The 26,211-nt window shown below is 38.7% G+C and carries 19 protein-coding genes and 3 pseudogenes; 16 read left to right on the plus strand and 6 right to left on the minus strand.

The features are described from left to right. Both H5S41_RS11485 and tet(W) read right to left on the minus strand, forming a co-directional pair. On the minus strand, positions 1 to 158 hold a 158-nt coding region (locus H5S41_RS11485), incomplete at its 3' end, for a helix-turn-helix domain-containing protein (protein ID WP_041822118.1). Between the two features lie 81 nt (positions 159 to 239). Continuing rightward, on the minus strand, positions 240 to 2,159 hold the full coding sequence (tet(W), locus tag H5S41_RS11490) for a tetracycline resistance ribosomal protection protein Tet(W) (protein ID WP_000691721.1): 1,920 nt from the start codon (positions 2,157 to 2,159) through the stop codon (positions 240 to 242). A 654-nt stretch (positions 2,160 to 2,813) separates the two neighbouring features. Between tet(W) and H5S41_RS11495 the strand changes: the two are divergent. The 3 genes and pseudogenes from H5S41_RS11495 to H5S41_RS11505 all read left to right on the plus strand — a co-directional run. Further along, positions 2,814 to 5,474: pseudogene (locus H5S41_RS11495) on the plus strand (Eco57I restriction-modification methylase domain-containing protein); the annotation flags it as partial. A 55-nt stretch (positions 5,475 to 5,529) separates the two neighbouring features. Then, on the plus strand, positions 5,530 to 6,462 hold the full coding sequence (locus tag H5S41_RS11500) for a hypothetical protein (protein ID WP_182603409.1): 933 nt from the start codon (positions 5,530 to 5,532) through the stop codon (positions 6,460 to 6,462). Next, positions 6,462 to 7,160, plus strand: coding sequence for an N-6 DNA methylase (locus H5S41_RS11505; RefSeq protein ID WP_182603410.1), 699 nt, complete (start codon positions 6,462 to 6,464; stop codon positions 7,158 to 7,160). Before H5S41_RS11500 ends, H5S41_RS11505 begins: the two co-directional genes overlap by 1 nt. Positions 7,161 to 7,241: 81 nt before the next feature. Here H5S41_RS11505 and H5S41_RS11510 read toward each other — a convergent pair whose 3' ends face one another. After that, on the minus strand, positions 7,242 to 8,321 hold the full coding sequence (locus tag H5S41_RS11510; protein ID WP_182603411.1) for a hypothetical protein: 1,080 nt from the start codon (positions 8,319 to 8,321) through the stop codon (positions 7,242 to 7,244). A gap of 449 nt (positions 8,322 to 8,770) precedes the next feature. Between H5S41_RS11510 and H5S41_RS11515 the strand changes: the two genes are divergently transcribed. From H5S41_RS11515 to H5S41_RS11555, 9 genes are all read left to right on the plus strand, one after another. After that, entirely contained in the window at positions 8,771 to 11,377 is a 2,607-nt protein-coding gene (locus tag H5S41_RS11515) for a P-loop NTPase family protein (protein ID WP_182603412.1), read from the plus strand. A 479-nt stretch (positions 11,378 to 11,856) separates the two neighbouring features. Continuing rightward, entirely contained in the window at positions 11,857 to 12,420 is a 564-nt protein-coding gene (gene mobC, locus H5S41_RS11520; protein WP_182603413.1) for a plasmid mobilization relaxosome protein MobC, read from the plus strand. After that, positions 12,404 to 13,510 carry a relaxase/mobilization nuclease domain-containing protein gene (locus H5S41_RS11525; protein WP_182603414.1) on the plus strand — a complete coding sequence of 369 codons (1,107 nt, stop codon included), beginning with the start codon at positions 12,404 to 12,406 and terminating at the stop codon, positions 13,508 to 13,510. The genes mobC and H5S41_RS11525 overlap by 17 nt, the downstream gene beginning before the upstream one ends. Beyond that, positions 13,494 to 14,072 carry a hypothetical protein gene (locus H5S41_RS11530; RefSeq protein ID WP_182603415.1) on the plus strand — a complete coding sequence of 193 codons (579 nt, stop codon included), beginning with the start codon at positions 13,494 to 13,496 and terminating at the stop codon, positions 14,070 to 14,072. Before H5S41_RS11525 ends, H5S41_RS11530 begins: the two co-directional genes overlap by 17 nt. Next, complete coding sequence (locus H5S41_RS11535; RefSeq protein ID WP_182603416.1) at positions 14,056 to 14,787, plus strand: hypothetical protein; 732 nt, start codon at positions 14,056 to 14,058, stop codon at positions 14,785 to 14,787. The genes H5S41_RS11530 and H5S41_RS11535 overlap by 17 nt, the downstream gene beginning before the upstream one ends. Positions 14,788 to 14,941: 154 nt before the next feature. Continuing rightward, positions 14,942 to 15,148: a DUF3173 family protein gene (locus H5S41_RS11540; RefSeq protein ID WP_231833150.1), complete on the plus strand. Its 207-nt coding sequence runs from the start codon at positions 14,942 to 14,944 to the stop codon at positions 15,146 to 15,148. Next, positions 15,148 to 16,368, plus strand: coding sequence for a tyrosine-type recombinase/integrase (locus tag H5S41_RS11545; protein ID WP_231833151.1), 1,221 nt, complete (start codon positions 15,148 to 15,150; stop codon positions 16,366 to 16,368). Before H5S41_RS11540 ends, H5S41_RS11545 begins: the two co-directional genes overlap by 1 nt. A gap of 319 nt (positions 16,369 to 16,687) precedes the next feature. Next, complete coding sequence (locus H5S41_RS11550) at positions 16,688 to 17,941, plus strand: ATP-binding protein (RefSeq protein ID WP_182603417.1); 1,254 nt, start codon at positions 16,688 to 16,690, stop codon at positions 17,939 to 17,941. A gap of 4 nt (positions 17,942 to 17,945) precedes the next feature. Further along, on the plus strand, positions 17,946 to 19,058 hold the full coding sequence (locus tag H5S41_RS11555) for a hypothetical protein (protein WP_182603418.1): 1,113 nt from the start codon (positions 17,946 to 17,948) through the stop codon (positions 19,056 to 19,058). 67 nt (positions 19,059 to 19,125) lie between these two features. Here H5S41_RS11555 and H5S41_RS11560 read toward each other — a convergent pair whose 3' ends face one another. Further along, a complete protein-coding gene (locus H5S41_RS11560; protein WP_231833152.1) occupies positions 19,126 to 19,380 on the minus strand; it encodes a hypothetical protein in 255 nt (84 codons plus the stop codon). A gap of 248 nt (positions 19,381 to 19,628) precedes the next feature. Here H5S41_RS11560 and H5S41_RS11565 point away from each other — a divergent pair, with 248 nt between their 5' ends. Both H5S41_RS11565 and H5S41_RS11570 read left to right on the plus strand, forming a co-directional pair. After that, positions 19,629 to 19,784, plus strand: a complete 156-nt coding sequence (locus tag H5S41_RS11565; RefSeq protein WP_182603419.1) for a hypothetical protein — start codon at positions 19,629 to 19,631, stop codon at positions 19,782 to 19,784. Between the two features lie 165 nt (positions 19,785 to 19,949). After that, positions 19,950 to 20,861: an Abi family protein gene (locus tag H5S41_RS11570; protein WP_182603420.1), complete on the plus strand. Its 912-nt coding sequence runs from the start codon at positions 19,950 to 19,952 to the stop codon at positions 20,859 to 20,861. A 125-nt stretch (positions 20,862 to 20,986) separates the two neighbouring features. Here H5S41_RS11570 and H5S41_RS12225 read toward each other — a convergent pair. Then, positions 20,987 to 21,896: pseudogene (locus H5S41_RS12225) on the minus strand (ISL3 family transposase); the annotation flags it as partial. 143 nt (positions 21,897 to 22,039) lie between these two features. Between H5S41_RS12225 and H5S41_RS11580 the strand changes: the two are divergent. Then, positions 22,040 to 22,396: pseudogene (locus tag H5S41_RS11580) on the plus strand (transposase family protein); the annotation flags it as partial. Between the two features lie 28 nt (positions 22,397 to 22,424). On the opposite strand, the gene H5S41_RS11585 reads toward H5S41_RS11580, so the two are convergent. Next, positions 22,425 to 22,973, minus strand: coding sequence for a TetR/AcrR family transcriptional regulator (locus tag H5S41_RS11585; protein ID WP_153709068.1), 549 nt, complete (start codon positions 22,971 to 22,973; stop codon positions 22,425 to 22,427). Between the two features lie 143 nt (positions 22,974 to 23,116). Between H5S41_RS11585 and H5S41_RS11590 the strand changes: the two genes are divergently transcribed. Further along, on the plus strand, positions 23,117 to 26,089 hold the full coding sequence (locus H5S41_RS11590) for an MMPL family transporter (RefSeq protein ID WP_182603422.1): 2,973 nt from the start codon (positions 23,117 to 23,119) through the stop codon (positions 26,087 to 26,089). The last annotated feature ends 122 nt before the right edge of the window (positions 26,090 to 26,211 follow it).

The raw sequence follows: 26,211 nt of genomic DNA on the forward strand, positions 1-26,211 counted from the left end.
ATATTTAAATCGGGTTCATTAACATCTCTCTCCCAATTCGATAGTGCCTGCCGGGTAACATTCAATTCCCCGGCTAGTTCTTCCTGTGTCATTCCCAATTGTGTTCGCAGATGACGTATTTGCTTTCCTGTTGTAATATTCGTCTGTTCCTGGTTCAAAATAGTTTCTCCTCTCTGATACTGATTTTATCAATGATATTTCGCAATAGCCAGCAATGAACGCTTGCATTGCGCAAGACGTTACATTATCTTCTGAAACATATAGCGCACCTTGTCCAGGCGGCTGTTTGGACGGCGGGGCTGGATGACTGGCTTGCCGACAGCGGCCTGATACCCTTTCAGTTCTGTAAGGCATACGCTCTGCCCGTTGGTGTAAAAGGCCAGATCAGTACGGTATGCCTGTATACAGCGGGCGGGAATCTCGCCAGTAAAGACAACTTCATCCTTTTTTACCTGGACCGTTTCGATGGTGGCACAGTATTTCGGTGCATCATGATAAGCCCTGGAAAGATATTCCCGGGGCGCATAGAGGGTGAAGGAGAGATAAGGTTCCAGCAGTTGCGTCCCTGATTCCTTCAATGCCTGTTCCAATACAATCGGGGCCAATGAGCGGAAGTCCGCCGGCGTGCTGACCGGACTGTAATAAAGCCCGTATTCAAAGCAAATCTTACAGTCCGTTACGTTCCAGCCGAACAAGCCCTGCTCCAGCCCGTAACGGATACCATCCCTGACAGCGTTTTGAAAACTCTGGTTCAAGTATCCCAGCGAAACCCGGCTCTCGTATTGTACACCGGAGCCAAGCGGGAGTGGTGTAACAGACAGTCCGATGGATGCCCAAAACGGGTTGGGCGGCACCTCGATATGGATGGTGTGGCTGGCTGCTTTGAGCGGCCGCTCCATATAAATGACGGTGGGTTCCTTTACCACTGTTTCAAGCTTGTATTTTTCCGACAGCAAAGCGGAAACAACCTCCAACTGCACCCGGCCCAAAAAAGAAAGAATGATCTCATGGGTGATGGAATCCACCTCGCAGCGCAAAAGCGGGTCAGTATCCGCAAGTTGCGTAAGAGCGTCCAGCAGCCGTTCTCTTTGCGCTGCCGTTTTCGGCGCAATCGACGTCCGCAGCATGGGGAGGGGGTCCTCACGCCACCTTTTACGAGGGAGCCGGGTTGGGTCCCCTAATACATCGTTTAACCTCACGCTGTCGCTGGGAAGGATAACAATTTCACCCGGATAAGCGGTGTCTGTCCGAACAATTTCCCCTTTGGATGGAATACGCATCTCTGTGATTTTCAGCTTTTCTCTCCCGGCCAGGGCCACCGTATCCCGCAGGCGCAGCGTTCCGCTGTATAGCCGTAGATAGACACGCCGCTGGCCGCAATCTGTATACTCCACCTTGAAAACGCTGCCGCATAGGGCGGCGCTCCCCTGTTCCCCAATCGGTTGGAACAGCCCTGTCACCGCATCCATCAACGGTTGAATGCCAAGGCCCTTTTTGGCGCTGCCATAATAGACCGGGAACAGGGAGGCGTCTTGAACCCGCCGCTGTTCCTCCCGCACAAGTTTTTCCCGGCTGATTGGTTCTCCTGCGATATACTTTTCCAATAATTTATCGTTATTTTCGATGACCGCATCCCATGCTTCTATGTCGGTATTTTCCTCCAGGACTATTTCCGGGGACAGCGACACCGTCTGCTTGATGATAATATCGGCGGAGAGCTTATCCCGAACAGACTGAACCACGCTCTGCAAATCAACGCCAGCCTGGTCGATCTTGTTGATAAAGATAACGGTGGGAATGTTCATTTTCCGCAGGGCATGGAACAGAATACGGGTCTGGGCCTGCACGCCATCTTTAGCGGAGATCACCAAGATGGCCCCATCTAAAACAGCCAAAGAGCGGTACACCTCCGCCAAAAAATCCATGTGGCCGGGCGTATCCACAATGTTGACTTTACATCTGTGCCACTGGAAGGAAGTGACTGCCGCTTGAATGGTAATCCCACGCTGCCGCTCCAAAAACATGGTGTCCGTCCTCGTTGTCCCTTTTTCGACGCTCCCCGGTTCTGAAATGGCTCCGCTGGCATATAGCAGGCTCTCCGTCAAGGTCGTCTTTCCAGCGTCTACATGGGCAAGAATTCCAATATTGATTATTTTCATGTGATTGTCCTCCCTTTACTGCCCCGAAGGGCATAAAAATCCCCAGCAGTAAAATACTTTTACCACTGGGGATGATAATTTGCGGACATACACATATACAGCATACACCTGTTTGTGAGTGCTGTTTTTGGGGATATGTCAAAATTGATAAGGCAAAAGTATTCTTTTGGGTACAAAAAACTAAGCCCCTACAAAAGGGACTATCATAATCCTTTGTTCCCACTATTTGATTATAGTTTTATTTAAGAATACCTTGCCGCATATTTTTTACTCCTTTTCTGGAATTGAATTATATCACATCAGTTTTAGGAAAACAAGTATCTAAAAGAAATTTTTCTTCCCCTTATATGTAACAATCATACCGGCTTCCTAACGTTCAGAATGGTTTCTACTGTCTGCTGCGGTGTTTGGTTGGAATTGTCCAGCCAAAAGCCGATCCGTGGTGTTGTCTGCATTTTACTAAATACAAATTCAATGTATACAGAAAGAAATATATAAGGAGTGGGAGGGATTCCGCCGTAGTCGGCATTGTAGGAAAATCCAAAAGTTTAGATTTTCTCAAAATGCTTATCTTTTGGTCTTTGGTTCGGAATAGTGTAGTGCTGGCGGTCTATCTATTGTTTTCGGTTGCTTGCTTCTTTACCGTACATGAGCATTATGCCCGGGGTTAAAGAAGCAAACGCACTTGAAAAGATGTTAAAGCAGCACCCGGTTTTTGGAATGGAGTATCGGATTGTCAACGTTGTTAAAAATGGGGATAACGAAGGAGTTGCCTCCGAAAGCGATGTTGATTTAGTAAAAGATGCCATCGGAGATGACCCGGCCAAGACAAAGACGATTACCCTCACAGTCCGTAAATTGACCACTGGGGTTACCATCAAGCCGTGGACGGGCGTGTTGTTCCTCTCTAACACTAATAGTGCGATGCAGTACCTACAGGCAGCCTTTAGAGCACAAACGCCGTATTCTTCAGAATCATTTGGTACAAAGACCGACTGCTATATTTTCGATTTTGCTCCAGACCGAGCGTTAACTGTCATGGCAGCGTCAACGCAGCTAAACACTGGTGTTGGTAAACGAACGAGTTCAGCGCAAAAGGGCAAAATGGCTGAACTCATGAATTTCTTGCCGATCATTGGTGAAACCGGCAATGGGATGAAGCCGTTTAAGGTCGATACCATGTTGGCCAAAATTAAGCGGGTTTATGCTGAAAAGGCAGTCCGAACCGGCTTTGATGATGATTCACTCTACAGTGATGAATTGTTAATGCTGAAAGATGCTGATCTAAAGGATTTTAATAATCTTAAAGCCATTGTAGGGACGACCAAAGCAGAAAAGAAACCGTTAAAAGTTAAAATCAATGATCAAGGATTGACAGACGAAGAATACAATGATGCCTTAAAGGGTAAAAAACGTAAAAAGAAAGATCGGACTCCAGAGCAAGAAGCTGCAATGGACAAAATGAAGCAGTTAAAGAAGCAGCGGAAGACGATGATTTCCATCCTTCGGTCCATTTCTATTCGAATTCCAATGATGATTTACGGAATGGATGTTGAGCTGGATGAGGATGTTAACATCAACAAGTTTACTAACAAAGTTGATGATCAATCGTGGAAAGAATTTATGCCCAAAGGGGTTACTAAAGAACTCTTTAAGAAATTTTCTAAATACTATGACCAGGATGTCTTTATTGAGGCAGGGCGAATTATTCGTAATCGGGTCAAGTCACTAGATCAAAGTGACCCAATCGAGCGGGCTCGACAGCTAGTAATGATTTTTGGCACCTTTAGGAACCCAGATAAGGAAACCGTCCTGACACCATGGCGGGTGGTTAATATGCACCTTGGCAAGACAATCGGCGGCTATTCTTTCTACGATGATGACTTCAATAACACGACGGTTGATGGAGTTGATGCCAGTCACTGGATTCACACCGATTACACTTCTCAGGTCTTTAAACGTGATTCTCATATTTTGGAAATCAACTCCAAAACTGGCCTTTATCCGCTTTATGCTGCAATGTCCTTGTATTGGCAGGAATTTCAGAAGCAAAAGCAAGCTACGGCTGACAATGTTTCCTTTGAAAATAAGCTGATGATTTGGCAACAGATTCTGCGTGAAAATATTTTTTGCGTTGCCAAAACACCAATGGCAAAGGCGATTGCGACGCGAACTCTAGTTGGGTACCGAGACTTTGACACTAACATTGAATTTGTCGATAACATTGTTGAGAATGCAAAGAAGGATGCCAAAGCGGAAGCGGACAAGATTAAGGAGGTATTTGGTAACTTGAAATTTGATGTGGTGATTGGGAATCCTCCTTATCAACAAGAAGGCAAAGGCGATAATGCTCGTGACGAACCAATTTATAATGATTTCATGGAGCTATCCTATAAACTAGCTAATCTGGTAACTCTTATTACTCCTGGGAGGTTTTTATTTAATGCTGGCCAGACGCCAAAATCCTGGAATAAGAAGATGCTTAATGATGAACATTTGAAGATAATCTTATATGAACAGAATAGTGACAAAATCTTTCCAAGGACAGACATAAAAGGTGGTGTAGCTATTACTTTAAGAGATAGTCATCAGCAATTTGGTAAGATTGGTGATTTCACTCCATATTCAGAATTAAATTCTATACTGAAGAAAGTATGGCGTAATGATAAAGAATCCTTTAGCACTCTGGTTTCTTCTCGTGGAACATTTAGATTTTCAAACAAATTCTTTGAAGACTGGCCCCAAGCTAAGAAAAAATTAGGCAAAGGATCGGGTAATATGATTGTATCTAATGCATTCGACAAATTACCTGAGATCTTTAGAGAACAAGGATCAATTGATGATGGCGATTTAAAACTTTTAGGGCGTTTAAATGGACATCGCTTATTTAGATATATTAAACGTCAATATGTTCTTAATAATGGTTATATTGATAAATATAAGATTATGGTGCCTGAGGCTAATGGAACAGGTGCTATTGGTGAAATATTAAGTACCCCTCTCATTGGAGAGCCCCTCATCGGAGCTACTGATACTTTTATTTCTATAGGTCCCTTTGATAAGAAAAACATTGCTGAAAATGTACTTAAATATATTAAAAGTAAATTTGCTAGAACGATGCTTGGTGTAAAGAAGATTACGCAACATAATCCGCGTGCAACATGGGCTAAAGTACCAATGCAGAATTTTACTCCAGAATCAGATATTGATTGGTCAAAATCAATTTTTGAAATTGATCAACAGCTTTACAGAAAATACGGACTTTCAGAAAATGAGATTAATTTTATAGAGTCAAAGGTGCAGGAGATGAAGTAATGGATAGATTGGATGAAATACTAAGATCGCTGGCATACCTGATGACACAAAAGCAATGATTAATAGTCTCGGTGATGATGCTAAGGCAGCTTTGAATTCGTACTATGATGAGACATCGGCGTTTTATCAGAATGCTCAGCCAGCATTATTGGCGCATCGTTTTTTAGCAGACCCTGAGGATAATCCCATACTGTTTTACTACACTACGGCCAATGCAGTAAAATCTATTTTGAGATCAAAAACATTTTTGGTTGGTTCTATCAAACATATGAATGATGGTCTTGAGATTAAGTATACTGTTAAGTTATGTTGCAAAATACTTAAGCAACTTGGTGCAAGTTCAAGTGAGATTGAAAATTTCACGAATCATTTTCAAAATAAAGCGGATTTGTTTGACACCTATATCTGGTGTTTTAATCCTAATGGTGATTCCATGGCTATGGAACGATATGGAGATATTGCATTAGGATTTGACAATCAAGAAGTACAAAAAGAAATGGCTACTGAATTGACTCCATTAAATTTTGCACATGGCTTTATGAAGATAGGCGACGCGTTCGTTTTCCCGCTAAAAGTGAATTATAATAAAAAATTTCAGACAAATTATTTAATGCCAATTATTAAGGTTATACTGGCATGCATAAGGAATATTAACATTGATCCTTATGATATGAATCAAATACTAGATAGTAGCATTAGTTCACTATACCTTTTGTCGCTATGCTTTAAAAGAGAATCAATCCGTGAAGAGAATGAGATTAGATTTGCTGCATTAAAATTGACAAGCAACGGAGAAACACAAGAAGATGTAATTTATGATAATAAACCTATGATTAAGGTACAATTAAAAAAAGCAATGCTGAGATTTGTGGTTATTAATCATGACTGGGATGGTCGTGAAAATGAAATTAATGATTTAGTTAGTCAGGCAGAATTTGATATGGCAACAGTAAGAAAAACTAAAATTCCTTATAAAGGTCGATGGTGATGGAAAAAGTTATAAAATCATCTGATCGTGTTAAAGATCATGGTGAAGTTTTTACCCCTAAACGAATCGTGAATTTGATGCTAGATCAACCTGAAATTCAGTCTAAAATTAATGATTTGCAGGCAACATTTTTTGAGCCTTCTGCAGGAGAAGGGGCTTTTCTAGTTGAGTTGTTAAAAAGAAAACTTAAGGTTGCAAAGAATGAAAGCGTTTCCGCTAAATTGTTTAATACTAAAAGCTTGCTGGCCTTATCAACCTTGTATGGTATCGAACTTCTGGAAGATAATGTTGAGATGTTAGTAATGAATATGATTACGACCTTTAATATTGAGTACAGCAACATTATTCAGGAAAAGTTTGGTGGCAAGGTTAACCAGCACGTTTTCGATAGTGCTAAAGTAATTATTCAGGCTAACATGGTTCAGGGAAATACATTAGAAAAAATTACTTCTGATGGTTCACCTATTATTTTTAGTGAGTGGAAACCAGTGTCCGGCAATAAAGTGCAGAGGACCGAATATACTTTTGAGTCGATCATTAATCAAAGTGGACCAACAGGGACGGTTCAAGGTGCTACAGAAGAAATGGATTTATTTGCGGATACGGACTTTTTTGCAGATTTGCAGAAGAAAGAGCCTCGGATGAAGAAGTATGCCCTGTGTGGTTGGACTAGTATTTATAAACAAGAAATTGTGTAAATGATAGTAGATGAAATTTGAGTGCAGATAAAGCTAAAATGCAATAATACCCCACAATTCAAAATGAGTTGTGGGGCTTATTTATAGGTCAAACATATTTTTTAGTTTGGTACCAATAATGTGGTGAGCTGTTTTATCTTTGAAAAATTGAATAACTGCTTTGCTATTGTATTCACCCTCAAGGTAGTTCTTTAATTTTCCACGCATTGCAATATATTTAGCGTTACTCTTATGAAGGTTGTTTACTGTATCTTCATATTCGTTGAGGCGACTTCTAACATATGCTTCAACATTGCCATACTGCCTGGTAATACCTTTATCAATTGCACGAATGTCGTTATCCGTTAGAACTACTTTGAAGGCATCACTATTGCCCTTGATAGCATTTGGCAAGTTTTTTCGGATGTATTTAATTACTGGTTCTTTAGAGGGGATCATATCATCTAAACTTGCCATTTCTTTCTTTATATGGATACCCTTGCGTGTTTTGTAATGATTTAACAATTCGTCGTGTAACTCAAGGTTTACGTAGCTTTCAACACTGTTTACGTTTATCTTCGAATCACTAAAAATATCATTTGGACTGACTTTAATTAACTCAAATCTCTCTGGGTTAGCCTTTTTAAAATCTTTTGCTTTCTTAATGAGTGTTTTTGAATTAATATTCGTATTTGGTGCAGAGACATGCCCATATGCCTGATGCCCTTGGATCTCATAAGTCGTTCTAGTAATACTATAATAAAGCGGAGGAAAAGCATCTTTAGGGTCATATTTTTCGATCAGTCCCCATGATTCTTCTATGTATGGTGAATTGTCATTTTTTGTATTTTTTGTTGGATTCATTGTCCTAATTGAATTAACCAGTTTTACCATGTCAGTACTACTGATAACATTTACTTTATTTAGCGAAGCAGTATGTTCATCATTTGGATAGGGTGCATGGTAACCAATTATTAATTTAATCTGGGATCTATCTAAAGTTCGCCAATCAATATTGCTTTTCTTCATAATTTTGTTAAGCCTAGTAGGCGAAATACTATTGGCCTGATTGGCTTCTGTTTGGTTGTTAATGATTCTTAATACTTCTTCAATAGCAAAATAAACTTTACCATTATCCAGGTTCAGATAAGTCTGTTCCTGGATTTCTTTGTATTCTGACATATTCATCCTCCAATTCTTGAACGCAAAAAAGTGTCCGTATTTTTAATTTTGCATATGAGTCACAATAAGAGTGTCAAAAGGAAAACGGCCGTTTGAAATTTGATATCAACAATTAAATTTTAGCATTCTCTACAAAATAAAGTGTTAATGGTCGTTAGTAGTTGGTCAACGGTTAATTAGGAAAGTTAACTTGAACTACTGATATCACAACACTTACGGCGTGCAAACGCCGTTGCCGAGCTCCGTCAACGGCAGTCGCCAGGAAAGCCGTCAGGACAGCTTTCGTGGTAACAGCCGAAGAGCAGTGGGTTGGTGATGAATGTGCATGAAATCAATGATTATTGAGCATTATAGGGCTAATAACAATAACAGGGTAGCTTGAACGAGGATGACGGTTAAAAGCCCTTGCTGTCAGTCTTACAACCGCTACCCAGAAAGGATGAGAAGTAATGTCCGATGATAAGAAAGCCGAAACCATTGAAGAACAGTATGCAAAAGCTACTGATTACTTGAAGCGGTATTCTCATTCCAATCGACAACTATATCAAGCAATTCTACACGCGTTACCACCACTGAAAATCAATGATCAATTTAATTCAGAAAATATTGATTTAGCTATTAAAGCTGGTGAGGTACTGGATCTGCTTGGTGAGGCATCGCGAACCTGGAACATTTCGATTCACTGGTTATTCACAGTTTGCAATCCGAAGATTACTGATCAATCCAACCCAAAGTACAGTCCAGTATATAAGCAGCATGCCACTAAATTACCGCAAAACCGTTTCGGTGAACTGAATCGGCTAGTGATGGATGAGAGTGGAAATCTAATTCGAGCTGGTGACAAATTGGTGGGTGATGATCGATTTGTTGGTACAGGTTGCGAAGATTATGGCTCAGCTTGGGATAACGATGGTGATGTTATTAAGCGTGATGCTCATGGGCAGCCAATCCTAGATGGTTTTACTGAATGGGTGGCACAACACGTTAATGAACTGCAACAAATGTGTTGTCGGAATCCGAACCGTGACCGCCACTTTGCAGCATTTCAAATCAACCATACGCGAGATGATCAGCAGAACCAGCGAAATGGTGACGTTGAACATAAGGAGTCGCATAGTCATCTGGTGATAGATATGCCTACTCGTCGGACACGTTACAGGATGATGGAATTGATGGGGTATAACTTTGATGATCTTGTCGAAACGTTTGAGTGGATTGATAAGATTAATAACAAGCGAAACGAACGCATTAAGGCATTTCTTGGGACGTTGCAAGGTGCCATGCAGAATTATGTTGTGACTAAGCACTACATTTCTTCACTGCAATATTTGGTTCACCAGAGTTCCAAGGCCAAATGTGACCAAAAAACGCCATATGCGATCAATGAAGTGATTAGTTGGTTACCCGATGACCCAGGTAAGTCATATTCCAGTATTGCCGGTGTGTATGATGACGAAATAGTTGCTAACGGTATTGATTCGGCGATTGTTCGTAATTTACACAGCCCATATAATCTAGCTCACCACACAGCGAGATTGGTAGGACGAAACGATGGCGATCGAGTTTTTTCTGGTCATCAGCTCTCTAAGCTGAGGAGTTTAGGAACCAAGGGTGCTGGGAAAATGAACTTCAGCAAGCAATCAAAAAAGCTTATTTTGGATCAGTTAATGGAGTGGATTTATTCGGGTCGGATGCAGGTGACTGATTGGAAAGATGCTCTTCATGCAGCCTTTGATGATAGTGATGCGACAGGCTTAATTGCTGATCAAGATTTCATTAAACGATTAACTGCTGTTATGAATGATCAGCGGGAATCAACTATTAATGATATTAATGCTGACCGTGACATGACTACAATCTTCATTACCGCAGCGCAGGGCGGGATCGGTAAGTCTTATTTAGCGAGCCGATTGTGTCAGTATTTAGAAAAAGGACGCACACCTTATATGACGGCAGCGGAAGACAAAGGTAAGACGGTCGACTATTGGCAAGATTATCAGGATCAAGCTTCTGCTGTAATTGATGAAGTATCGCCGTCATCAATTGAGTGGAGTGCGCTTAAGGATATGTTAGATCCTCACAAGATTCCCAGGGTTTCTAGTCGTTTCCATAACACCAGTCCTTGGAACTTGAACCTTTTGGTGATGACCAATGTTTATGCCGATGGGGTTGCGGAATATGTGAGAGATGTTCTTCATTACGCTCCTGGTGTGGTAAAACTCGGTTACTTAGAACAAAGTGATTCATACGGTAAAACTTGGGAATTAAAGACCGATGATCCTGAGGCTGGGCAAGTCTATTTATCTCAGCTAAGTCAACTGTTACGACGACTTCCAATCAATGTTCATATGATCCCGACAGACGATGGTAAAGGAACAGAAATTATTGTTTCAATCATCAATTTCCGTCCCGGTGGGCGTGCTATTCAATATTACGATTACGTCTATACTCGTGAATCTGACCATATCTTTAATGTTGTAATTAATGAAGATTTATCTGATCAGGATATGGAACGTGTTGTAAAGCATGTTGCCAAAATGATTAATAATCTTAAGAATCAAGCTAAGAAAGTTTTTCAAAAAGATCCCAATGCCATTCTTAATGGCTCAAACGGATTTTTGGAACGACGAGCTGACTTTGGAGTCTATCTTCGAAATGGGAAAGCTTATCTTTCTGAAGAACAGCATGAAAATAATTCAAGTTACCAGAATCTGTTTAACGATTCAGCGACAACCTCATCTGCAACAAATATGCTATCTACTCTTAATAAGTTGAAGTATGAATTATGGCCTGAATTTAAAGGTAAGGATGCGAATTTCCAACCAGAATTGAACCAGTTTACAGCGCTGATGCGTGGCTATTGGGTGCCAATTCGACGAGATTATGGCGATGATTGGGTAGTAATAAAACTGAGCAATAAGGCGATGAATTTGCTTAGAACTCATCGGGCTACTGATGTGGTTATGCATCTTAACACAATCACTTCTATTAATGATGACGATGACTTTTTCGAGATGAGTAAGAGTAGTGAAGTTGCCCGGATTTTAACTAGTTGATAATGAGTGAGTGCCGTACAAATGCGGCGGGTTAGTGGTGGGTATTTGCCTACTTTGAACTTGAAAGTAGGGCGTGTTCTGGTTCTCTTTTCGTCAAAAAGAGAAGGTGGAACCCAAACTAAACAGGACCCAAATTGGGTGGCTTAGGTTGCTGAGTTTTGCTTCGTTTGTCGCACTACAAATGATGGCCCAAAGGAGATTATTAAGAACAAAATCGGCAGACTTAGTTCTTGATTATAAGGGTGCAGGGGGAACAACATTCCCTTTGCCAAGTATGCCTGGTGATATCACCAGGTAACTACTTGCCCGTTGCTTTTCTGACCATCATTGCTAGTGGATTGACACGTGTAGTCAATCCACATGAAAGAGGAAACTAAAAGGCCTGAAGGCCTTTGTTGACGAAATGAAGCTTAGCAATTTAATTGGTGTTTTGACACCAATTAACGGCCAGAATTGCAACGTTAGAAAGGGGTAATTTAATGCTAAACAATGATCAGTTAATCAAACGGAAACAACAAATTGATTCACATCGGCGAGTGCCTGAAAAAAAGCATTCTTACCTGCTACGAATTCCGCAAAGCGACTTTGAAAAATTGCAAGCAATCGCCGGTAATGAGTCGATGAGTAAAGTGTTGCTTCGCGGACTGAAAACAGAATGGTATTACTATTTGGCAGTACAAAGTTTGATGAGCGAGCTACCAAATTTTACGTCGACTCAACAACTTGATCAGTGGCGATTTGAACATTTTAAGGATTGCCCTGAGTTGCTAGCCAGTTATGTGATGCCGATGATGATTAAAGCCTATTTGATCCGTCTGGAACAACACGATAAGTTGCAGCACTTTGCGTTGATTCAATGGAATGCCATTGTTTACTATCTGAATCGAATTGGCGTTAACGTGAATCAGTTAGCTCATAGGGCGAATCAAGGTGGTCAAGTAGATGGTGAAGAACTGCGAAAGCTAACACAGGCAATTATGACCTTGTCACAAATCATTAATGACAAATTTAAGGAGAGTGGCGCTGATGTACGTGAAAAGTAATTACATTACAAATATGTATGGTCGACTGAAGTATTTGTTTGATGAACCGGCACATGACGGTTCCGCCCATCGGGTACTTGGTGTTAATGGGTCCCATGTATATCTATGGGGGTCACGTGGTCAACCCTACCCTGCTCAGAGTGGTTATTTTATTAACCAACAATTCAAAATGGTTAGACGTCGGGCGATGAACAAACGAAAACGGCAACAGGCCCAACACTTAATTTGTTCCTTTTCCGATCGTGAGATGCCAACTGGCAACTCGGACAACATTAATGTAGAAGTAGGTCAGATTAATCAACTTGTGGGTGGATTTATGAAACAGTACTTTCCCCAAACGCAATGGGTGTCCGCAATTCAGGCTGATGGGCAAGAAGGCCACAAGCTTCATTGCCACATTTTGATTAACAGCGTGCGGCCAGATGGCAAATGTGTTCGAACTAATGAGTTTAGTGTTGGCAGGTTACGGCATGAGTGGAACAACTACCTTAAAGAACACTATCTAGAAGTGACCGGTCATGTGTATGTCAATCCTTTTGACAAAGCTAGACCGGGCAAGGTAGTTAAGCCGCAAGGATGGCAAGCAGTTCTAAAAGGAACATTACAATGGGCGCGTGATCAAGCCCAGTCCATTAAAGAATATTTGGGATTGCTAAAAACAAAGAATGTGACTGTAACTAAACGCAACAAGAAGGGTGACTGGTCATATCACACTACTGTCAATGGTAAGAAGAAAACAGTGCGTGATTTTTACCAGCGACGCGATCGAAAGACAGGTTTAGTGAAAGCTACCCGTGGTATGGGCCAAGAATTTACCCCATTTGAATTAAACAAATATTTTAAGCAGAAGCAACAAGGCAAAAACAAGGAGGTTTCGGTTGATGAAGAAAAATCTCAACAATGCGATGGGCGATCTAAACGGCTTGCTGAATCCAGAAGACAACAGCAACGGTTCAATGCCTACATCGCAAAACAACAGCTTGAAGCAGATGATGAAGAATCTAGCTACCAAACAGGATCTTCAAAATTGGACCGGCGACGTCACCAAGTCCCTCGACAATCAGCAGATGACCTTGAACCAGGGAGTTAGTGACATTGCTCATCAAGCAATTAAGGATGCCTGGCAGAACGGACGTACAAAGTCATATGAAGATCTGGAGCAAAAGTTTGAAGGTCAGCAGGCTCGAATTGACCGGATGAACGCTTCAAAGGTGCAGTCTGAAGTGATGGCTAGTGCTGATCATTCAAAGGTTGAGCAGTTGAACCAGGTTGTTAATAAGTTAGTTAAAGTGATTAATCATAATAGTAACTTGTTGCAACAGTTGATCAATGCCGTTCAACAGCCGATTAACATTGATGGTCATGACTTATTGCGCGTGATGCGTGAAGAAGCTAATTCAACAACTAATCAGCTCCTGAGTAAGGAAGTTGTTACCTATATCAACCAAGTCAAAGATTCGATTGCAGAAGACAAACAAGAGGTTGTTCAGTCACACCAAGTAATGAAGAATGTTCTAACTAAGTTTGCGAATGGGTCGTTAATTGTATTAGCCGGAGTCGTTTTAGCCAGTGTCATGCCCTGGTGGCCGGTAAAGGTCATTGTTGGTATTGGCTCAATTATTGGAGGTTTTATCTATGGTAAAGATGAATAAGCGTCGTTGTAGTGGCTTTAATGGTGAGGTACAAAAGGCTTCACCGTTAGCAATGGAAAATACACAGGAGTTTCGTGACGTTATTGCGATGGCAAAGTTTAAGCTTAGTGCAAGCGTTGATTTTTTGGAAAAACCGTTTGATCGATTGGCCAATTCTATTCAGAAGTTGTGGCTGGATGAGGGAGCATCAGTGCCAGGTTTTGCTACCAAATTTGTCGATTGCTGGTCAGTTACCGATTATGCAGTATTTTGTGAACAAGTAAAACTATGGGCGTTAGATCATAATGTTGATCCGTTTAAAGAGTTACGGCGCCGAGTACGGGAGCTTATTTTGTGTGATAAGAAGTCTCTTCAGCTACTAACAATCACTAAGTTGCTTAATAATGCGAACGATGATGAGAAAGTTTTGTTTGTCCAGCAAGCTAATATTCAACAGCTATGTAATGAGATTGGTGACAAGGATGATCAAATCTTTGTAGAAAGCAACGATTTTAAAAATTCAAGCAGTCAGTTTGAACGATTAAAGTCATTAATTCAAGCAATGCGGATGCATTCTAGTTATCTTGTTAACCAACGTTATACTCGTCGACGTTTGGTGAGTGTGAATGCGGAAAAAGAGGCTAACTTTATCACTAAACCTGTGAAGTCGAATCAGGCGCATAGCTATTCTAAAGTGACTAAAGCAAAGGATCATGACGATGAACTGGAAATGTAAACAAAAAAGCGACTATCCCCAGCTACCAACTTTGGAAAGTCACTTCTTAATAACAATACTAATGTTGTTATCCAGTTCATTATCCACCTTGAAAGTGTAGATGTAAATCACCTGAGTAGTGATGGAATGAAGCTTTGAATTAGAAGGAAGGATGATGAATGTTATGAAGAAGGTAATGAATTATCAAGATTTACGAGATCTTGGATATCCACAAAATCAAGCTCGGCGAATTATTCGCCAAGCTAAACGTAATCTTGTTAAACAGGGTTTTGCCTTCTATAATGGTAAACGAGTTGGCATTGTACCAACAACTGCCATTGCTGAAATTATCGCGCTTCCTGAACTGGAGGACGGTAAGTAATGAAATCAATGAAAATTGATGGATATAAATATGTCCGGGTCGATGAGAACGGGCATTTTTTCTACCAAGTGTTTTTAGGACGCGATAGTGAAGGCAAACAGCGATTTAAAAAGGGTCGTAAAGATCAAAAGGGACTGAAATTTAGTTCACCTAAGGCGGCCGAAGCCGAGGCCATGCGAGTTAAAGTTGAATATATGAACCGACAAGCTGAAGACTTGAAGCGTATGAGCTATGGCAAATTTATTCGTCAGGACTTTTTACCCAAGTATAAGGCGGATGTGGAAGCTAGTACCTATGATTCACATCAACGGATGATTATGTTATCGGTGGACAGGTTTGATACAAAAATCTTGGATGAAATTAGTGTTCGGGATTGTGAAGAATATCGAACTTGGCTAATGAGTGATTCAGGGTTCTCACGTGACTATGCTAACGTATGCTATGTAGCTTTTCGGCAAGCACTTGGATATGCTGAACACTTAGGATTGATTACTACTAATGTTTCAATGAAAACTAAAGCAATTCCAAAGGGAAAAGCTGTAGCTAAATATTGGACGAAAGCAGAGTTCGAAAAGGTTTTAGCACAGATTAGCACCCAAGGCTTCTATGAACATTGCATTTATGTCATGTTGCTATTCTATTATCGGACTGGTGTACGGGTCTCGGAGGGCTTTGCTCTAACTTGGAATGATATTGACTTAGTTAATCAAAAAGCACGGATTTTCCATACCCTGTACTATAAAAATAAGGACAATTACCGAATTAAGCCTTATACAAAGACTAAAGCTGGCAAACGCATTATCACCTTAGATGATGAAATAGTTCAAATTTTGCGAGAATGGCGTGAGTTGCAATTAGCTCATGGTGTTAAGAAATTTGTTCTTTCCTATGATGATCGGCCTATGATTAAATCGACGCTTAATAATGTTTTGCATAAGTATGCCAAGTTGGCTGGTGTGCCAGGTATCAATGGCCGGGGGTTACGACACTCCCATGCTTCGTACTTGATTGCTGAACTGGGTGCAGACGTTTTAACGGTTTCTAAACGGTTAGGTCATAGTAGTCCAGCAGTTACGCTTCGGTATTATGCGCACATGTTTGATCGGAATGATGAACTAATTGCGGATAAGATGGTGGGTTCAATGGACCTAACACCAGCTAAGAAGTCACAAGTTAAATTTAACGGCAACCAGATTATTCCATTTAGTAAAGTGGTTTGATGTTTGCCAAAATGTTTGCCACAAAAGTAAATAAACGCGCAAACCCTTGATATGAATGACATGTAGAATTAATTTCTATTATTGAGTACGAATAATGTTGCTTTTTAACTTGATAGCGGAATACCGATATAACGGCATTTGAACGGTACTAAATCAATTCAAATCTACTAAAAACAACATTATTCCCTACCAAAACCCTACCAAAAATTATTAGGGGTATTGTCTTAATGTTATGGGAAAGGTACTACGTAAGTTCTATTATGTAGTATCTTTTTTGGTATAAGCTTTAAGAAATTAAATTTAGTGAGGCATTGGAGAAATGGATCATAAAACTTTGACTAATATAATAAAGTTCGCACCAAATGAGAATGAAACATGGGATTTTAAGGAAAAGTGGCATGAATCAAATGGTGAATTATTACGTGATATCATTAATTTTGCAAATACACCAAGCCATGGTGACTCTTATATAATATTTGGAATTAGTGACGAAGATGGTAGTGTTCATGGGGTTGATAAAAATGATCCTAATAGGAAAAATAAGCAACAATTGCAGGATTATTTGAGAACTATACCATTTGCTCAAAATTATTATCCTAAAACTAATGTGGAAACTCTGGAGATTAAGGGGAAATTAGTTGATATTTTAACAGTTTATAATACTAATAATGTTCCTTTATTCTTAATGCAAGATGTTGTCAGAGTAGATAACAATAATAAGAAAAAGAAAAAAGGAAAGCCTTTAGAAAGAGGCTTAATTTATTCAAGAATAGGTGATTCCAATACTCCAGTTGATCAATCTACTACTGATGAGAGAATGGAAGAACTGTGGCAGAAAAGGTTTAGATTAGATGTAAATGTATATGATCGATTTAAATATATTTTGAAAGATTATAAGAATTGGACATATGTGCCTCGGCTAAATAATGCTACTTATTACATATATACAAAAGACCCTGACTTTCTTATTGAGGAAATATATGATGATGAGCTTAAAAATAGAGATTCATTCATGTCATACTCTTTATCCCAATTTAAGTTGCGAATTGGATGGAATATAGTTAGACTAAAATATCGAGGAACTATTTTGTATGATAATTTCTTTAACTATTTTGACAATGCAACTTTTGGTGCAATCATACCTGATGAAAGGTTTATAAAGATTCATGATAAAGATTATAGTAGTGGTGCATACTCTTATTATTTAAAAGATGATTTTCCCTTTTTAATAACTATGCTTATTACTAATTTAAGGGGTGGACTAACTAACGATCGAGGACGATTTACATTTAATACATTTAAAAAGGATGTATTGCTTATTGACGATGAATCTCAAAGGTTAGAATTAGAAAAGCAAACTGAAAACTATCTAAAAGATAATATAAGGGAAGTTATACCTAAAGCTACCGAAGTTAAGAGCGTTAAATCTCAGATGAAATTAGATATGGGAATAGATGATAAACCAAAATATGATGATCAAAAGGTAATGAATATGATACTAGATAATAAGCTGACTCATTTAATGATAAAAATATACAATTCAAGTAAAAATAATAGCAAAGAGGAAAATTAAAAATATGAATTATAATCATTTAATAATTTCAGAGCTTAGTTTTATTACTAATACATCAGATTTTGGCTTTTTTGATAAAGTGTTAACGGAGAAAATACCACAAAAAATGGTTGTAAGAAATAATAACGATTTTTTGAAAAATAACATTCAGGTTTCAAAAAAATTTATAAATTCTTATGGAAGAATGAGATATAAAGAAGCCTATAATAAAATGGGTCTATTTTACTGGTTTGATTTTCCAAATGATATGGTAAAGCAGTTGGAGGAGATAAGGCAAGGAATTATAGATAATAATGATATTCCCGCTAAAAAGATGGTTGATAATGTATATGGCCTATTTTTAAAAAAGGTTCGAAAAAATTTAATTGTATTGTCTACGGCAATATGGATGGTTAAAGATTCGTGTGTGCAAGAGAATTATACATATTTATTTACAAATACGGGGTATGAAAATACTTCAACAATAATGAGAGATTATTCTTTAGCTAATGGTGAACATCATACTATAGAATTAACAAATTTTGAGTTAAAACAAGTGGAAAAATATTATAACTTATTGATGCCAATTATGTTAAAAGATTTAAAAGCGTCTCCTAAGAAAAACTATAGTTCAGAGGTAGCTTACACAATTGAAGTGGATGCACTTGATAGGAGTAAAGAATCAAGCTTTGTCAGAGCATTAATTGCTTTACAAAACGCACGTTCAAGTAGTCAACTACCTGTAAAAATTGATTTTTATATCCAGCTTCTTCAATGTATATATGGCCTTGAAGGTAAAAGCCAAAGAATTAAAGGAATGTTGGAAAAATATACTGTAAGATTGCTAAATTTAAACAATGAGGAAGCCTCGTCTTTTAAAGAAAATTTAAATAGGATTAAGAGCTTAAATAATACAAGAGAAAGGATAATCGGAGCTGCCTTTAATATAAGATCTAAGCAGACTCATGGAAATAAAATAAATAATGATAGTGAAGAGATAAAAGAAACGGCAGTCTTACTTGATGAGTACATTCGTGAAATTTTAAAAATTATTTTGCCTCAAAAAGAATTAGATTATAATACTAAAAAAGAAGCCAAAGAAGTAAATAAGTATTTTCGTGATTTAGTAAAAAAATAATACATATAATAAGGTAGGTACTACATAATTGTCAAAAGTGTAGTACCTACCTTATTTAGTAGAATTATTATTCTTTATTGAGGTTGATCAAGCCCAGAACATTCTTTGAAACTTGTTCAGCCTTTTCATCATCCATCTTGTTAAGGGCCTGCCAAAGTTTCTTCTGGTAGTAGCCCATTTCAGCCTCATCAGTTGAACCATTTGCCAAATTATCCATACTTGTCTTAAGTACTTCCGCTATTGATAGTAGCGTCTTAGCACTGACATTATTAGCAGTTCCAACTAACCCAACCACGCCTACTAAGCCAGATGATGGCAACAAGGATCATGGTGACACACCAATCGACCCATCTCAACCTTCTAAGGGCGATGATAACAAGGGTGGCGAAACGCCAACTAACCCAACCACACCTACTAAGCCAGACGATGGTCACGCTTCCTCAGCAGGCACTCAAGGTCAATACATCAACGTTGTATCTAAGGACAGTGTAGCTTCACAAGCTGGTATTCAAGCACCTGCAAGCATGGAAACTACTAGCGTAAGTTTTTGGTACTAAGATGAGTGAACCAATGACTCGTGAAGAATACAAGGCTCAACAAGCTAAGTTGCCACAAACTAACGCCAATAGTAAGGAAGAAAACACAATGGCAATTGCTGGATTAGGTATTCTGGCAGCCACTACCTTTACTACCTTGGATGGTGCTACTAAGCGGAAGTACAACTAAGATTAAGACGTAATATGTTATCCAATTTTCGATAAGTTAAAAGGCGATGGACAAATTTGTTCATCGCCTTTTTTAGATGTAATAAAAACGAAGCTATGTTATAACTTCTGACGATTCCATCTGATATAATAAGAACTAATCAATTTACTGGAGAAAGTATTAATTATGGATAACTCTAAGTTAAGTTTTGCAGATCAAATAGAATGGCTAAAGAATCATGGTGTCGGTGTAGAAGACGAACCTGAAGCCCAGAAATATTTGAAGTATAAGTCTTATTTTTATAAGATGATTTCTTTTGTTAAGGTGTTTAACAGTACGGAGAATGGTGAACAATGTATTAACAATTTCAATATGTTAGTTGACATATCAACATTGGATATGGAATTGAGATACTGTTTACTGAAGGTTTGTTTGGATATAGAACATGCTATTAAAACGTATCTATTGCGAATCATAACAAATGATCCTGATGAAGATGGATACCATATTGTCCAGGAAGTAATTAATAGAGATGAAAATCCTGAAGGCTTCAAAAGAAAATTATTTTCGAGTGTTTCTCATTATGATAACAACGGTCATTTCATTGTAAATGAAGAATATCAACAATTTTACGATAACCCTCCAATTTGGATAATTATAGAGATTTCTAGCCTAGGGAAATTACGATCATTTGTTGAGTATTTGAGTCGTAAACGCCCCAATAATAAAACGCTGCAACAACTAAGAGAATCTTTTAAATATATTAATAGACTTAGGAACAGTTGTGCTCATAATAGAGTACTTTTCAATAAAGATGCATTAGTTAACGAGGAAGAACCAGTTCCACACAACATATATTCTGTATTAAGAAATGATGATTTAACAAGTAGTGAAATTCACACTCCATTATTATTACAAATTTCACTTGCATTACGTATTCATAAAACTATGTGTAGTCAAAAGTCACATCAACATAAAATAGATGATTTAAAAGAATGGTGTACTAGGATGCAGAGGAACTCTGACTTGTACCAAGGTAAGATTTTTAGTGATCTATTTAATAGTATTTGCAATAGTATAACCATATACAGTGATTAATTCATTGACTATTTACCATGGTAAGGTATAATTGTAGATAGAAAATATGGCGAGAGCCGCTTCACCCCTTTATTAAGGGGTGTTGTATTTTTAAACTGAAAAAGGTGATGAACAATTTCTGCTCATCACCTTTTTTGATTTTTCCAGTTAATAGCGATATATGAATTAGCTAATGATATAAGAATTCGAACACGAAAATTGAAAAAGTTACGAAAGCCATAAGCTGTACGCTTAATTACCTTAATTTTATTATTAGTTCCTTCAACAGGTCCGTTAGTATAGGTATCATATTTGAAACTATTGTAAATCTCTTGCCTATGAGTACGTAGTGTGCGTTGAACTTTTTGAAGTGGTTGTGGAAGTTGCGTCCATTTAACAGCTAAAAGTTGATCTAATGCCTCTCTCGTTGTCTGATGGCAAGAACTAGGTCTTGATAGTAGTGATATAGGCTTGCTTTAAGTCTTCATCGAAATCTAACAGTCGGTGGACGACTTCAACGTCAGTTAATTGGGCATAGCCAAAGTTACGTCGTGACCAATAATTATTGTATTTAAGATTGCCAGCTGGTGTTAGGATTAGTTTCCAGAAATGTTTTAGCGCCCGCCACTACCGCGTTCCTTTTCCTGCTCGATTCATTACCTGAATTCGAATTTTATTTAATGCGCGGTATGCTTGCGTGACGACATGAAAATGATCGGCAATAATGATGGCATGGGGGAAAAGGTCACGAATTAAATGGCGGTATGGAGTATACAAGTCGACGTTCACCGTCTGAACAGCTAGGCGCGCTGAACGGTCATAGCGCAGAAAATAGTTTCGCAAATAACTGTTGCGTCGCGAATAAATAATATCAAGAGTTCGTTTGTTTTCAATGTTCATTAGGATCGTGCTCATTCCGCTGGGCGCAAAGCGCCCAGATTTGAAGTCATCAAAGGCAATATGGCGGGGTAACCAATGGTAATTAGGCTTAAATGATTGATCTAAGTTAGTGATAACGCGTCTAACTGTCCAGTCAGAAACCCCTAATTCCTTACCAATATCGGTTTCCGATTTATTTAGGCTCTACAATATTAAGTACTGATGGAACTTAACATCAGTACTTATTTTAGTTTAAAATTTAAAATAAAAAACGAAAGATGGCTGCACTCCCGTCTTCGTTTAAGAAAGGACCATCTTTCATGGATAATTCTACCAGAACTGCATTGGGAATCAAGAACTCACACATCGAATTAGACAATAGTTTTGCCGAGACAATTGAAGACCAGGGTGACCGCATTATCGTCCACTTAATACAAACCTACTCTATGACTTGCCCGCATTGTGGCAAGCCAATGAGTAAAAATTGTTTTAATAAAGTTTATATTTTAGTCCCTTCCCTACACTATAAACCAACGATTTGGGCGATTAAAAAGCAAAAGTACATCTGTAAGCCTTCAAAAGACTGTCCAGAGATAATTACTAAACTAGCCAGTGTGACTAATCATATTTCACAAGATGTTAAGCAACGCATCATGATGCTTTTAACACTAAATAAAGGGTTATTTCATTATTAACTATTTGACATTATCTCGGAAACCAATATTTATTCGCAAATTTACCAATTGCTTCGCCAAGTTGTTCTGGTGAGGCTTTTATTTTTCCCTGAAGCCAGTCGATAAAGATACCAAATATTCCTGAGACACCATAGACATTCCCAATAATATACTCAAGATCTTCCGAATCATTATAGTTAATTAGTTCTTGTTTGAACTGATCTTGTAAGTAGCTAATAGTTAACCTGTTATTCCGCTTATTAATGAGGATAGAGAATAGCTGCTGTTGTGATGAAACATAGTCGGATAAGGCCCGAAACAGTGGAATGAAATTATTTCCTTTTATAGCCGGTGAGTAGTATTTATCAAAAATCTTTAATAATTCTTGTGCTAATTCATTAATTAATGACTGATACAGGTCATAAATGTCTTGGTAATGAGTATAAAAGGTACCACGACCAATATCAGCTTGCTCGGTTATTTCCGAAACGGTAATTCGAGAAATTTCTTTTTCACTCAGCAGTTTAATAAATGATTCTTTTATTTGACGTTTAGTTCGATTTACGCGACGATCACTCATTTAGCTTTCCTCCGACAAATTATTATGATGTGTTCAAAAATTGACACTGTTGCAAAGATTAATTATTGTTCAGGTTATTGCCCAATAATATACTATACAGTTGTTAAATAATCAACAGATGTTCAAAAAAGGAGAATTTAAACATGGGCTGGCTTAAAAAGAATCACATTGCCGCAATTATTATTTGGCTAGTACTAGCAGTTGTCGCGGTGGTTACCCTCCCTGATATTTCGACATTAGTTAGGCAACAGGGGCATGTTATCTTACCTGCAAGTAGTGAAAGTGCCCGTGCTAATAAACTAGCGCGGGAGATGAGTACGGAGAAAAATACGAATTCGATAGTGGTTGTCTACCATAAGGACGGTAAATTAAATGCTGATGATCAGCAGCAAATTAACCGCAAAGTTAAGGTTCTTGATGAGCATCGTAACCGGTATAATGTGACAAGAATTACTAGTGCTCGAGATGGTCAAGATGTTGCTAGTCAGCTTATTTCAAAAAATCGTCAAACAGAATTAGTAACTGTTAACATTAAGGATACTGCGAAATTTGATCACCAAGCACAGCAGGTAAAGCGTCAATTAAAGGTTAAGGGTTTGCAGACCTATGTGACGAGTGATGATTTATTATCAGATGAATTCTCTAATACAACGGAAAAAGGAATTCAAAAAACTGAAATCATCGCAATTATCTTTATCTTTGTAGTTTTAGTATTAGTTTTTCGTTCGGTTATTATCCCGTTGATTTCGTTACTGACCGTTGGCATTGCAATGATCGTTTCTCTTAGTTTAGTAATGAATCTTGCTAAATATGCTAATTTCCCAATTTCTGATTTTACCCAAGTCTTTCTGGTAATTATTTTATTTGGGGTTGGTACCGACTATAATATTTTGCTTTACGATAAATTTAAGGAAGAGCTGGGCAAGGGTAACCAGTATCAAGCAATTAATGTCGTTAAACAATCAGCAGGTCGGACAATTATTTATAGTGGATTATCTGTCTTTATTGGTTTTGCAGCGCTGAGTTTTGCTAAGTTCTCATTTTATCAATCGGCAGTTAGCTGTTCGGTCGGCGTTTTGGTCCTATTGGCAGTACTGCTAACTTTGAATTACTTCTTTATGGCAGTTTTGGGTCGAAAAATGTTTTGGCCATCAAAGAATTTCCAGATTCAGCAATCCAGTAAGGTATGGCATTTTCTTGCGCAAAGAGGACTACACCACCCGTTGCTTTATATGGTTATCTTAGCGGGAATTGCAGCAACAGCTATGCTTAACACGCCACACTTATTAAATTATAATTCTGCTGATGAAGTACCAAACAGTAATTCAATCAAGCAGGGATACCTAATTGCCCAACGTGACTTTTCAAAGGGGAAAGTTTCGCCGACAACTATTGATATTAAGCTAGACCATCCTTTAGATAATCAAAAAGACTTAGCGGCAATTGATCAAACTACAAATACAATTAAGAAAGATCCGAATGTTAAAGCGGTGAATTCGGTTACTCAGCCGACAGGAAAACCAATCAAGCAGCTTTATGTTAAAGATCAACTTAAAACTGTTTTGCGAGGATTAGATAAATCGCAGAGTGGGTTAACTACTATTCGTAGCGGCCTGCAAGATACTAGTGATCAAATTGGTCGAGCTAATATCCGGGAAAGTGTCAAGCAAGTTCAAGAATTAGCCAGTGGTAGTCAACGGTTAGCTAATGCTAATGGTCAATTTAATAGCGGTTTAAATCAATACATTACAGGAACTAATCGCTATATTCAGGGAACTAGTCAGCTTACTAGTGGGATTGGTCAGTTAAGAGTGGGGGTTAATCCGTTTGCAACTGGAATCGGTCAAGTTACGGCGGCAAGCCAGCAATTGAATCAGCAAGTCGCTACGGTTAATAGTCAAATCCAACAATTAAACCAGTTGATTAATAACCAAACAAGTGGCTCCTACGCAACGATGTCGATGCAATTAAGCCAAGGAACAGGCCGCCTGACAAGTGCGTTAACGGCAATTAATCAACAAGTTCCAGTGTTAGAAAATGGGATCGATCAATTAGCTGCTGGAGGAAGTCAACTCGATCAGGCAGGTTCCCAACTTTATGCTGGTGGCAGTACCTTAGCAAGCAGTAGTCAGCAATTGGGGAGTGGCATTAACCAGGTGAATGGTGGTGTTCAGCAGCTTAATCAACAATTACAGGGAATGGCTGGGCAGGTCAGTCAGTTGGAAACTGGCCTAAACCAAGCAGTTAATGGCCTAACAAAGGTTCAAGCAGGGATTAATCAAGTTCAATCTTATTTGGGAGAATTAAAAAACTCACCAGCAGGGAACCAATTAAATATTCCTCGGAATGAATTAGGAAACCATCAATTAGTCGATTCTTATAACATTTATATGTCGAAAAATCGGCATATCACCCAAATATCAGTTACCCTGAAAGATGATCCAAGCAGTCATGCAGCAACACAAGCAGTCAAACAGTTAACTCAAGATGTCAAGGCTCAAGTTAAGGCCACATCGTTAAGTAAGGCCCAAGTTGCCGTTGGTGGACAAACATCGCAAATTGCCGATCTAGAAAAACTATCGCAAAGTGACTTTTCGCGAACCGCGATGATTATGATTGTTGGAATCGGCCTTGCGCTATTGATATTTACTCGCTCGGTCCTTCAACCAATAGTGATCATTATAACCCTGATTGGAACTTACTATACGGCAATCGGTTTGACGGCAGTAATTACGCGGCAGTTGTTGCATGAAAGCATGTTGACTTGGAATACACCATTTTTCACTTTTATCATGTTAATTGCACTTGGTGTTGACTATAGTATTTTCTTAATGATGCGCTACCGCGATGAAGAATTAGTTGCTCCGGGGAACCAGGTTAAACATATTTTGCAAGCGGCGACAGTAATTGGCGCAGTTGTGATGTCGGCAATAGTTATTTTAAGCGGAACCTTTGCGGCACTAATCCCATCTGGCGTGATGACTCTGATTCAGGTAGCGATTGCCGTTATTATTGGATTAATAATCTTATTAACAGTACTACCGATTATTATGGCTGCCTATGTAAAACTAACTTATGATTCAGCGGTTAATCGGGGAATTGGAATGAAGCCTTGATAACAATTTAATTAGGTAAATACCCATTTCTACCAGCCGCCATGGCGAAATTAAATATATTCATGTATGATTAGTGTATCAAGCGCCAAAATACTTGAATCCAAATGAAATAGAAAAGGTAA

The organism is Limosilactobacillus albertensis, assembly GCF_014145555.1.
Taxonomy (GTDB): Bacteria; Bacillota; Bacilli; order Lactobacillales; family Lactobacillaceae; genus Limosilactobacillus; species Limosilactobacillus albertensis.